This window comes from Flavobacterium sp. W22_SRS_FP1, assembly GCF_052113685.1.
Classification (GTDB): domain Bacteria; phylum Bacteroidota; class Bacteroidia; order Flavobacteriales; family Flavobacteriaceae; genus Flavobacterium.
This window is the reverse complement of record NZ_JBGQOE010000013.1, coordinates 32,268-44,752: the sequence shown is the minus strand read 5'-3', so window position 1 is coordinate 44,752 and position 12,485 is coordinate 32,268. Positions and strand designations below refer to the sequence as shown.

Genomic DNA, 12,485 nt, shown 5'->3' with positions numbered 1-12,485 from the left:
GGTTATCACAAAAATAAGAAAACAATCTGTATATATTTACCTATTAATTACCTAACCACAAATTCCTAAAAACCCCGTCCTTATCATAATCTTTGGCTTGTTTCTCAATATTAAAATAACGGTGTTTTCTTGGGTCATTACCTACACCTGCTAAATAAGCCCAGTTACCCCAATTACTGCACACATCATAATCTATTAATTGCGATTCAAAGTAGGAAGCACCAATACGCCAGTCCATATTGAGCTCGTTACAAAAATAACTTGCGACGTTTTGCCTTCCCCTATTGCTCATAAACCCAGTATGTTTCAACTCAAGCATGTTGGCATTAATAAAATCAGCATCGGTTGCGCCGTTGATCCATTGCGACACTAACTTCTCGTTCAATGATCTTGAGTTTACGCTATCAGTTTTTATTCCTGAGTATAAGAAAAATTTAGTTTGGTATTTTTTGAACATAAATCGGAAAAAATCACGCCATAACAATTCAAAAACCAACCAATACGTAGACTCGTTGGCGCCATTTTCGTTTTCGTATCTTTTAATTTCCTGATAAATTGTTCTTGGTGAAATGCAGCCCAAAGCCAACCAAGCAGAAAATTTTGAGGAATAATCGGCGCCAACCATTCCGTTTCTAGTTTCCTTGTAGTTTGAAAGGCTTTTCGTTTCAAAAAAATAATGGTTTAATCGCTTCATCGCCTCTGTTTCTCCGCCTTTAAACTGAATCGCAGCTCGAGAATCAATTTTAGACAATTCTAGACCCAACTCTTCTAGTGTTGGCAAAACTAATTCAGGAATGACTGGAGATGCTATCGCCTCTGGTTTTTCAAAAGTAGCCCTGACTGTCGCATCTTGTTCTATCCTTTTTCTGAACTTGGTAAAAACATCAGGAATATCCTTTATCGAAAACGGTAAATCTACTGCGTGATATAGCGTACTAGTGCTGAAGCTTTCCAGTTCGCAACGCAATTTAAAAAGTTCAGTTTGGACCAGTTTTTCTGTTCGTTTCTCTTCCCAAGCTACTTCACGTTCCGCAAAAATTTTATGGACTCTATATTCCTCCACAATTTTTGGAATTTCAACTTCTGGCTTTCCTTTCAATATAAGTAAACCCGAACCCAATTTACGTAAGTTGGAATCTAAATCTATTAATGATTCTAATAAAAACTGTGTTCGATAGCTACCCGTTTTTTTAAAACCATATTGGGTTGTTTCAAAATGAGAATCATCAAAACAGTAAATTGGTAAAATTTGTTCACCCTGTTCAATTGCTTTGATTAGTGCTTCGTTATCGTATACTCGTAAATCCGTTTTAAACCAAACTATAGCCGTTTTCATTATAATTTATTTATATTTTTTAAATAGTAATCTGCTTGTTCCAGCATGGCAACTTTTGCTTCGGGTTGCATTTTTCGCCACACATTGTACATCATCCCAATTCGAGGGTTTTTGCCTAATTTATCTTCATTTTTATCATAAAAATTCCAGTACAAACTATTAAACGGACAGGCTTTTTCACCCGTCTTAATTGCTTTTTTATAATAACAAGAACCACAGTAATGACTCATTTTATCGATATAACTAGCCGAACTTACATAAGGTTTTGTCCCTACAATTCCACCATCGGCAAACTGACTCATGCCACGGGTATTTGTAATTTGCACCCATTCGATAGCGTCAATATATATTCCAAGATACCAAGCATCAATTTCATCAGGATTAACTCCCGCCAAAAGCGCAAAATTCCCTGTTATCATTAGCCTTTGAATGTGATGTGCATACCCATAATCTAAACTCTGCTTAATGGCGTCTTTTACGCAATTCATTTTTGTTTCACCTGTCCAAAACCATTCAGGTAATTTTTCTTGGTTGTTAAAATAATTCAAAGACGCATATTCAGGCATTTTGAGCCAGTAAATACCTCGCATATACTCCCGCCATCCAATAATCTGACGAACGAAACCTTCTAGTTGATTAAATTGTATTTCTTCTGGTCGTTTTTGCCATTCACTTACTGCCTTATCAATAACTTCTTGTGGCGAAATCATTTTTATATTCATCGAAAACGAAATTCTGGAATGGTATAATGACCATTCATTAGGCGTCATAGCATCTTGATAACTTCCGAATAAATGCAAACATTCTTTTACGAAAAAGTCTAACAAAACCAAGGATTGTTCCCTGTTTATGGGCCAAACAAAATTTTCAGCATCAACACTGCCAATAGTTTTGATATTGGTCTTCTTAACTTCATTCAGAATTTCAGAAACATCATTATTAAAAATAAGTGCTGGAGTTGGTTTATGATTTTTTGGTAATTTTTTTCGGTTTTCACTATCAAAATTCCACTGACCATTTATTGGCTTTTCACCTTCCATCAAAACATCATGCTTTTTTCGCATCGCACGATAAAAGCTTTCTAACAGAAATGTTTTTTTGCCTTCAAAAAAGATTCCTAATTCCTCCCTTGTGGTAAAAAAATGTTCCGAATCAACCACTGAACTTGAAATTGAAAGTGTTTTGCAGAAATTTTTTAAATGTTCGTCAACTCGATATTCATCGGGAAATTGATATTCGAAACGGCTGAAATTATGTTCTGTAATTAAAAAATCAATGTTTTTATCGAAGGATTGCAAGTTGTTTTCATCGTTTAACTGAATGTAAATTACATTGTTTTTTTTCGATTTTAGCTCTTTTGCAAAAGCTCGCATTGCCGAGAAAAACCCTAGAACCTTTTGAATATGATGTGTTGCATAATCGGTTTCAGTGCGAATCTCCATCAATACATAAGTAATAGAATCGTCGACGGTCTCATACCACGAATGATTGCTGTTCAACTGATCGCCAAGAATTAATCGTACTGTTTTTTTCATTTTGACTTATTCATTCTACATTTATCACTACAATATTTTACTTCGTCCCAAACTTTCTCCCATTTCTTACGCCACGCAAATGGTTTTTGACAAACAATACATGTTTTAGTGGGTAAGTTCTGTTTTTTAACTCCTTTCATTATCAAAATTTAGGCGGTTCCTTTTCCATTCTATTCCCACTGATGAACCTTCAGCGATAAAAACTGCTTCTGGTTTTGAATGATTCAAAACTGAAAATGATTCACCATACATAGCTCCAAAATCGCAATCAATTCTATAATCTAGTACTTCATTGACCATCCAACTTGGATGTTGTAATCTGTATTCTTCACTGCTATATTCATCAATCTTAGTGTATCCATAATAATGCTCGTAAATAAATTTCTCTAGAGTTTGGTTTTTCATCACCTTAGTTTCAGTTCCTGCCTCTACATAGATACTGTTCCATTTCTTGTTCAGCAACCATTCAAATTTCACTTTTTGATTGTTCTTCTCCTTACTTATTTCATGTTTTGTTGGCACCACCGTATAATGTTCTTTATATAGTTTATTAGCCATCCATGCGACAATTGTGTACGGAATGGTTTCATTAATAAAAACTACCCCTCGCTTTAGTTTGTTTCCTTCTTTTCGGACCACATAAAAACGTAAATTTATTTCTTCAAAAGTGCCAAACCAAGGAATCAAAACATTGAATAATTTAGTTTTTTTAAACATAAAACCAACTAGACTTACGTATGCTTTCCCCTTATACAAATCCAGTTCTACACCCTTAGGTAAATAAGGCAGCAATATTTCAGGATCAATTTCGTAATTGGCCATGATAATATTTTCCCATTGTGCTTTTAAAAAAATAGTCATTATGTTTTTGTCTTTTTTGTTTTTCGATTCGGATTAGAAACATGCTTTTTCAAAATGCGCTTTCCTTCCTCTTTCACCTCATCTTTTTTTCGGAAACTCCAGACAATGTCACTGGCATATTTTCTAGTTTCTTCAATATTTACGATTGGTTCTGGATAATCCTTTCCTATTTCGCAATTATAAAATTGCTGTTCAATTAAATTTAGCTTCCAAGGTTCGTGAATCAAACTGACAGGAATCTCAGCTAGCTCTGGTAGCCATTGTTTTATAAAAACACCATCTGGATCATGATCTTCAGAGTTTTTTATAGGACTGTAAATCCGAATTGTATTAATTCCAGTCGTCCCCGATTGCATTTGGATTTGTGGATAATGAATTCCAGGTTCGTAATCTAGAAATTGTCTTGCTAGAAAATGCAATTCTCGCCAATCTTGCCATAAATTAAAAGTGAAAAACGAGACTATCATCGCTCGCATTCTAAAGTTAATATAACCCGTATTTACTAAACATCGCATGCACGCATCTACAATGGGCACTCCCGTTCTTCCTTCCTGCCAAGCTTTAATATAGGCTTCGTTTTTGGGTTTGATTAACACATCATAAGCGGAGTTCACATTTTCAAACTCCATTCGGCATTCATCTTCAAACTTTTGAATGAAGTGACAGTGCCAGTGCAGTCTGGAAACAAAATTAAGAATGGCTCGTTTATTCTTAGAGTTTTCATAATGCTGATTGGTATATTGATAGATCATCCGCATACTAATATTCCCATATGTCAGATAAGGAGACAGGCGACTGCAGCCTTTTCTGCTCAAAGCAGGCTTAGAAATATGTTTACTGTAATTGACATATCGCTCTTTTACAAAGCTATCTAAATATCGCCATGCCAAGTGTTCGCCGCCTTGCTGAAAATTTTTATTCCTAGATGTAATTTCTTCTGGAAGATCTTTTCCTTTTAAAACTGCCAGCACATCTTCATCTAATGTTATCAAATTCAAATGAGCTTCATTGAGTATTTTTGGCTCGGCACGCATGACATCCTCCCAACGTTTATCCCAATTTTGTCTTGATTTTAATTTCCGAATCACCCCGTGCATTTGTGATTCTTTCCAACTGATATTGTTTTTCTCAAAAAAATCGCACATCGCTAAATCTCTATCAAAAGTAACTTTGTTGCCAATTTCCTGATGTGAAAAAACAGTTTTTATCTCATACTTTTTAACCAACTCTGAAAAAACGGTTTGCACTTCATTATGAAAAAAATAGAGGGTAGCGTTTGTTGTGTTTAACTTCGCTTTCAAATCTTGAATGGATTCGTATATAAATCTCCAATGACGAACATCCGAATCTGGCGAGTTCATAACTATAGGTTCAAAACAATAAATCAACACTAATGGCAAACCTGAAATGTGGGCGCTAAATAAAGCTTCGTTGTCTATAAAACGCAGATCTCGCTTGAACCAAACAATATTTACAGCCGCTTTAATCACGATAATTAATTTTCATTGGTAGTTTCTTGATCTAGTTTTGCAGTATCATTTGGATATTTTGTTATCAAAAATCATATGAAACTGCTAGAATTATTTTGTTTAACCTTAATTTATTTTTGTTAAACAAAGATACAAAACTATAGTTAGAGTTAAATAAAATAAGGCACAAAATCAAAATAAAAATTGAGTTTGTGCCTTATAATTATAAAACCTAGACTAGTCTATTACTTCATTCTGTTAGTGTATTACATTCTGTTGTTATTAACAAAAGTAATCCCTTACAAATTAAAATTCACTCCCAGAACCACATTCCTTCCAATGTTTGGAATTCCATCCGTTTTAAGTCTAGAAAGATGTGCAATATAGCTCTTGTCCAATAAATTATTTCCATTTAGATTGACGTCAAAAGTTGTTTTCCCAACTTTCACCGTTCCGCCTAAGCCCAGGTTCAGTAAAGTATACCCATTGGTTTTAGTCTCAAAACCACTTACATTATTTTGATTTAAAGTGGTGTTCACATTAAAGCTGGCAAAACCTTCCTGCAGCCAATTTTTGATCTTGAATTCGGCCCTAATGGTGTTATTCCAATTATTAGCAGGAATCAACGGCAAATAATCCCCGTTTTGTTTTGTGGCCGTAACGGTTTCAAAACTGGTTTCATAATGCAACCAATCTAATGGATGTGGATGAAAATGCAATCCAACTTCACCCCCATACAACTTGGCGTTGTTTTGAATATATTCAAAAACATCATTGTTATCTATTTGAATCCCTGCGGGGGCTGTGTAAATGTAATTGTTGATGTGGTTGTAAAAACCATTGGCAAAAAACTCGAAGTGATCCGTTTTGTATTCTAAGTTCAAGTCCGTTTGCAAGTTTTGCTCCGTCTTTAACTCACTATTCCCCACTTCGTAGCGATTCGTCCCTTCATGAACCCCATTAGAGGTTAGTTCGGCCAAGTTTGGCGCTCTAAATCCGGAAGCCAGATTAAAACGGAAAGTCAAATCATCAGCGAAATTTGTTTTGTACCCTAAGGACGCATTGAAACTATTAAAAGATTTATCAATTGCTTTAAAATATCCTTCTTCACCAAGAGTACCGTTTTCTTCAGTCCTAATTTGCCTGTTGTCAAAACGCAAACCAGCTTGTAAAACATTGGTTTTCCATTCGTAATTTACTGTTCCAAAAACACCAAAATCATTAGTCATAGCATCTGGAATTAAATATTCATCTCCAAAGTTAGTATTCTTTTGATGCATTCCCTGTATTCCTACAATCGACTCCAGTCTTCCCATGCTGGGTAAATGGTATTTTGCATCATAGTTGAGCGTTTTCAGTTTCATGTGTAAGCCGGCGATATCACTGTCTTCAAACTCAGAACGATCATTAACTATATATCCTAAATCCACATCCAGTTTAGAGTCCTCGAAATAGAAAACGGAGTTCAAACTTAACAAGTTATTGAAAACCCCTTGTCTGGGAAACCCAGTGTTTTTGCTCGAACTTTGTTCTCCTATTCCGTCTTCAGGAATTCCCAAATCCAGATTATTGTAATTGTATCGCAGGACAGAGGAAAATTTAGAATCACTGTAACCGATAGCCGTTTTGAAATCCGTTTCGTTGTAACGGGTATTGGTTACCCGATCTCCTCCGGAAATTCTATAATCAGAATGGGTATTATAGGTTCCTCGTGCTAGAAATTTCCAGTTTTCGGTAGACGTTTTTAATCCCAAAGAGGAATTGCTACCCAAAGTATTAGAGAATAACTTCTGACTGAAGTTTGCCGTCAAGGTATTGGCATCGGCAAATTTTTCTGGATTAAAATACAATACTCCGCCTAATGCATCTGAGCCGTATAGCAAAGAAGCAGGCCCTTTGATGACCTCTACACTTTCTACTCCTGCATCGTTTAGTCCTAAACCATGTTCATCACCAAACTGTTGGTTTTCCATTCGCACCCCTTGTGAATAGACCAGAACCCTGTTTCCGCTCAATCCTCGAATGACCGGCTTCCCAATAGATGTACCTGTAGAAACCTGAGATACACCGGGTATGGTTGCCAATCCTTCAATCAACGTTGCTGTCCCCTGTCGCTGCAAGGACTTAATGCTTTCATGTTCCACTTTCATCACATTTTGTGATTGCATTTTATTGAAAGCCGTGGAAACGATTACCTCATCCATTTCGAAGACGGCTTCTTCAAGAATTATATTTAGAGTATTTTCTTTCTGTAGTTTCTCTATGGCCTTATTCTGGCTTGAAAATCCTACTAACACGAAATTTAACTTTAGACTTCCATTAGGAAGATTTGTCAAAATGTACTTTCCGTTGTCGTCTGTTGTCGTTCCTTTGTGCAGTTCTATAACATAAATTGAAACACCTTTTATAGGTTGGTTATTTTTATTTGTTACTGTTCCCGACACCGTATTTTGAGCCTGAAGCATAGTCGAAAACCCCAAGATTAGGATTATTATAATTTTTTTCATTGAAAATGATTGTATTGTCCGTCCCTGCCCCCTTCCAAAGGAAATGAAGCCGAGAGTGGACTATTTAGTAAATAAAAGGAAATGATGTCGGCTAAAAGTTAGCCCAAGTTATTTACTGGTGGACCACGGTGGGAATACAAGCTTCCAGAAAATGAAATAATGGGCTCTCTTGTTTCTAGAAAATAAAGAGGCTTTGCGAAATTTTCATTCAGTTTATAAGCGAATTCGACTGGAGAAATATAGGAGCCAAATGTGAAGTGACAGACCTTACAGTCATCAAAACTGTGATGATGACTATGCGAAATCTCTGCCCCAGTAAGATTATACTTGTGGTGGCATTCTGTTTGTGAAAATTGTTTCACAAAATGCCCATAGGTGTGAAGCGACTGCAACAGTATCGAAAACAATACAGTTACTGCCAAAGAAAGACTAATTGTGAGTTGTTTCTTTTTCATCTGCAGCAAATGTAAGAAAAACCTAAAAAAAACCACCTGTTTTAACAAATTGTTACGACAGATGGTGTAAATTAAAGTATTCTTCTCACTTAAACTAGTTTTGAAGCTATAAGGTATTCAGCGATCTGGACGGTATTTGTTGCAGCACCTTTTCTCAAATTATCAGCAACAATCCACATATTCAGGGTTTTTGGCTGGCTTTCGTCACGACGAATTCTACCTACGAAAACATCATCTTTACCCTGAGCATACATTGGCATTGGATAAGTATAAGTGTCATTGTTATCTTGAACTACTACACCATCTGTATGATGTAATAAGTTTTGAATGTCTGAAACCTCAAACTCATTCGTAAACTCCACATTTACAGCTTCGCTATGCCCACCTACAATAGGAACACGAACAGCAGTTGCAGTAACAGCAATCGTTTTGTCCCCAAGAATTTTTTGGGTCTCGCGAACCAGTTTCATTTCCTCCTTCGTATATCCGTTTTCTTCAAACGAATCACATTGTGGAATTGCATTTCTGTGAATTGGATACTTGTAAGCCATCTCCCCTTTAACGCCTGCATATTCGTTTTCTAACTGTTGTACTGCTTTTACTCCCGTTCCAGTGATGGACTGGTAAGTAGAAACGATAATACGTTTAATATTGTATTTCTTATGCAAAGGAGCTAAAACCAATACCATTTGAATAGTAGAGCAATTAGGGTTTGCAATAATTTTATCTTCTTTTGTCAATTCTGTTGCATTGATTTCTGGAACGACTAATTTTTTAGTGGGATCCATTCTCCAAGCGGATGAATTATCTATAACGGTAGTTCCGGCTGCTGCAAATTTTGGAGCCCATTCTAACGAAGTCTCTCCGCCGGCAGAAAACAAGGCAATATCAGCTTTCATATCTACAGCAGTTTGCATACCAACAACCTTATATTTTTTTCCTTTAAACTCTATTTCTTTCCCAACTGATCTCTCAGAAGCTACTGGGATTAATTCTGTAATAGGAAAGTTCCTTTCTGCCAATACTTTTAACATTACTTCGCCAACCATTCCGGTAGCACCTACAACTGCTATTCTCATACTATATTTTTAATATTGAAAACTTATTTCGAAGTACAAAAGTAAGTAATATCCAAATCAAAACAAGAGTGTTCACAAAAAATAACAAAATGTTACAAACAACACAAAATGTCGTATGTGATTGGATGCCAAAAGAACAAGCAACATCTTTTCGCTTCTGAAAAAAAACCGACTCAATTAAGAAGCGGCTTATAGCCCTGAGATTACTTCAGGATAAATCAGAATATATAATTTAGCGGTGTCATTTTTTCAATAAATCCCTAATTTGAATCAGTAGCTCTTCTTGAGTTGGTCCAGCAGGAGCTGAAGTTGCGGCCACAACTATTTCTTTCTTTTTTGTTTTCTCCGCGGCTCTCAGTATTACAAATACAAAAAATGCGATTATAACAAAATTGATAGTGGCCTGAACTAGATTTCCATACGTGATAACAGCCGCACCAGCTTTTTGCGCCGCATCCAAATCCTCATATTTCATACCGTCAAGGCTGATGAATTTCTGCGTGAAATCTATTCCGCCAGTTAATAAACCTATTATAGGCATAATAATGTCATTAACTACAGACGTTACAATTCTACCAAAAGCACCACCGATTACAACGGCCGTCGCCAAACTTAACACGTCACCTTTCATTAAAGATGCTCTAAAATCGCTGAAAAATCCCATAAATTATTGTTTAGATTGATTTAATTTGATAATCTAAGTTATTACATTTCTAATACAATTAAAAATTCCCCACATTAATACTACCGTTTTATCGATAAAAAACACGTTTTACCCGCTGCGCGATGCTCGTTAGAATCTCATAGGGTATCGTATTGAGTTTTTTAGCTATGTAAGACACCGTTGGGCTTTCGCCAAAAATAATTACACGATCTCCTTCGGTACAATCAATTTCAGTTACATCGACCATTAGCATATCCATGCAGATACTGCCTATAATTTTTGCTTTTTTATCTTTTATACTAATAAATCCAACTCCATTTCCCCAAGCTCTCGAAATTCCATCGGCGTAACCAATAGGAATTGTGGCAACCCTAGTTGTTTTTTCGGCCATAAATTTGCGGCCATAACCTACACTCTCCCCCGCAGAAATGCTTCTGATTTGGGAAATAACCGATTTCAAGGTACCTACATTTTCTAAATACTTTTGCTCTGCGGTATCATTCGAAACGCCATACAGCCCTATTCCCAAACGAACCATATTATATTGTGCATCAGGGTAGTTACTGATTCCCGAAGTATTCAAAATATGACGAATGGGGTTTATTCCCAATTCAGCAACGATATTTGAAGATAATTTATCGAACAAACGTATCTGTGAAATAGTAAAGTCGCGGTGCTTCAGATCATCACTTGTGGCCAGATGAGATAAAATACTTCTTATCTCCACAGTTTCATTTCCTTTTAGAGTGGCGATAAGCTCATTAACGGAATCCTCTTCAAAACCCAAACGATGCATCCCAGTATCCAATTTAATATGAATAGGGAAGCGCTTAAGGTTTTTGTGTTTGGCAATTTTTAAAAAAGCATGCAATCCTTTCAAACAATAAATTTCTGGCTCCAATTGATGTTGGATAATAGCCGAAAAACTAGTATTCTCTGGATTTAGTACCATGATAGGCAAATGAATCCCTCCGTTTCTTAACGAAATCCCCTCATCGGCGAAAGCCACACCTAAATAATCTACTTTATGGTGCTCTAGTAATTTGGCAATTTCAAGTCCGCCATTGCCGTAGCCAAATGCTTTTACCATCACCATGATTTTAACGTTCGGCTTCAGCTTTGATTTGAAAAAGTTTAGGTTATAACTGATTGCGTTCAAATTTATTTCAAGGACGGTTTCATGCGTCTTCTCTTCCAATAAATAAACGATCTCCTCAAATTCAAAAGATCGCGCTCCCTTTATCAAAATGGTCTCATTGGCAAAATCTAGCTTTTCGAAATTAGAAACAAATTCAGCTGTGCTCTTGAATGTGATGCAGTTGGCAAATTTATCATTGAATTTAGAAATGGTTTCACCTATCCCAATTACACGGCTAATATTATTGGAAACGATCAACTGGGACACCTTCGAATACAACTCGTCGTTAGACAAGCCGCTTTGAAAAATATCAGATAGAATAACGGTCTTATTTTGAAACTGTTTTTGGCTCTCTAGAAAATCAAGCGCTATTTTTAAAGACTGAAAATCGGAGCTGTAACTGTCATCAATAAGACTACAGTTATTGATTCCAGTTTTAACCTTCAAACGCATTTCAACAGGAAACAGCAATAACATTCTGGACTGAATTGTCACACTGTCATAGTTAAAATATAACATCAACATTAAACAGGAGATAGCATTTTCTATCGATGCCTTGTCTTCAAACGGAATATTCAATTCATATGTGTTTCCTTTGAATTTATAGTGCAACGTCGTGCTCTGATTTAGCGTCTCTTTTTTAAACACAAAAACATCAGCTGTTTCTTTATCAAAACTCCAGCTAAATGTTTTTGTTTTTGGCAACATACATTTGTCTACAAGATTGTTTTTTTGATAAATAACCACCTCTGAATACTTAAACAGAAGCTGTTTTTCCTTTATTTTTTGTTCTAAACTATTGAAGCCTTCATCATGCGAAGAACCAATATTAGTAAGGATTCCGATTGTGGGTTTAATGACTGCTTCTAGCTTTTCCATTTCACTGACTGTAGAAATTCCCGCTTCAAAAATCCCAAGGTTGTGCTTTTCATTGATTGCAAGGACAGACAAGGGAACACCTACCTGCGAATTATAACTTTTTGGACTTCTAATCACGTTAAAATCGGGACTCAACAAGAAGTTAAGCCATTCCTTAACAATTGTCTTACCGTTGCTTCCGGTCAAACCAATTACTGGGAATTCAAAAAGACTGCGGTAATAAGCTGCAAACTGCTGTAATGCGTCCAGTGTGTTTTCTACCACAATAAAATTTGCTTTTCCTTTACATTCTTCAGGGATATAGGTCACCACAAAATTTTGTACTCCAATCTCAATAAGATCAGCAATAAAGATATGCGCATCATTATTTGGCCCTACCAAGGCAAAAAACAAGCTGTGGGAAGTGTTTTGCAATGAACGACTGTCGATAGAAACTGTCTCCACTTCTGCTGGCGAACTATTTCCAATCCATTGGGCATTAAGAACTGGAATAATATTTTTTAGTGATATGCTCATTTATGGGGAATGCGATAAACGCAAATTTGTTATAAGATTTAAGAAG

10 protein-coding genes are annotated in these 12,485 nt (G+C 36.1%); all 10 read right to left on the bottom strand.

Annotation, left to right across the window (positions count from 1 at the left end):
* Positions 1-43 precede the first annotated feature (43 nt).
* On the bottom strand, positions 44-1,336 hold the full coding sequence (locus ACEN2H_RS09110) for a DASH family cryptochrome (RefSeq protein ID WP_441732025.1): 1,293 nt from the start codon (positions 1,334-1,336) through the stop codon (positions 44-46).
* On the bottom strand, positions 1,336-2,871 hold the full coding sequence (locus tag ACEN2H_RS09105) for a cryptochrome/photolyase family protein (protein ID WP_441732024.1): 1,536 nt from the start codon (positions 2,869-2,871) through the stop codon (positions 1,336-1,338). The genes ACEN2H_RS09110 and ACEN2H_RS09105 overlap by 1 nt, the downstream gene beginning before the upstream one ends.
* On the bottom strand, positions 2,868-3,011 hold the full coding sequence (locus ACEN2H_RS09100; RefSeq protein WP_441732023.1) for a DUF2256 domain-containing protein: 144 nt from the start codon (positions 3,009-3,011) through the stop codon (positions 2,868-2,870). Before ACEN2H_RS09100 ends, ACEN2H_RS09105 begins: the two co-directional genes overlap by 4 nt.
* Positions 2,998-3,732 (bottom strand): YqjF family protein, encoded by a 735-nt coding sequence (locus tag ACEN2H_RS09095; protein WP_441732022.1) that lies wholly within the window; start codon positions 3,730-3,732, stop codon positions 2,998-3,000. Before ACEN2H_RS09095 ends, ACEN2H_RS09100 begins: the two co-directional genes overlap by 14 nt.
* Positions 3,732-5,222 carry a deoxyribodipyrimidine photo-lyase/cryptochrome family protein gene (locus ACEN2H_RS09090; RefSeq protein ID WP_441732021.1) on the bottom strand — a complete coding sequence of 497 codons (1,491 nt, stop codon included), beginning with the start codon at positions 5,220-5,222 and terminating at the stop codon, positions 3,732-3,734. Before ACEN2H_RS09090 ends, ACEN2H_RS09095 begins: the two co-directional genes overlap by 1 nt.
* Positions 5,223-5,500: 278 nt before the next feature.
* The gene (locus tag ACEN2H_RS09085; RefSeq protein ID WP_441732020.1) at positions 5,501-7,708 is read right to left on the bottom strand and encodes a TonB-dependent receptor; all 2,208 of its coding nucleotides are present in this window, start codon (positions 7,706-7,708) and stop codon (positions 5,501-5,503) included.
* A gap of 98 nt (positions 7,709-7,806) precedes the next feature.
* Complete coding sequence (locus ACEN2H_RS09080) at positions 7,807-8,163, bottom strand: hypothetical protein (RefSeq protein WP_441732019.1); 357 nt, start codon at positions 8,161-8,163, stop codon at positions 7,807-7,809.
* A gap of 89 nt (positions 8,164-8,252) precedes the next feature.
* Complete coding sequence (locus ACEN2H_RS09075; protein ID WP_441732018.1) at positions 8,253-9,242, bottom strand: aspartate-semialdehyde dehydrogenase; 990 nt, start codon at positions 9,240-9,242, stop codon at positions 8,253-8,255.
* 241 nt (positions 9,243-9,483) lie between these two features.
* Entirely contained in the window at positions 9,484-9,906 is a 423-nt protein-coding gene (gene mscL, locus ACEN2H_RS09070; RefSeq protein WP_441732016.1) for a large conductance mechanosensitive channel protein MscL, read from the bottom strand.
* Positions 9,907-9,994: 88 nt separating this feature from the next.
* Positions 9,995-12,439 (bottom strand): bifunctional UDP-N-acetylmuramoyl-tripeptide:D-alanyl-D-alanine ligase/alanine racemase, encoded by a 2,445-nt coding sequence (locus tag ACEN2H_RS09065; protein ID WP_441732015.1) that lies wholly within the window; start codon positions 12,437-12,439, stop codon positions 9,995-9,997.
* Between the last annotated feature and the right edge of the window lie 46 nt (positions 12,440-12,485).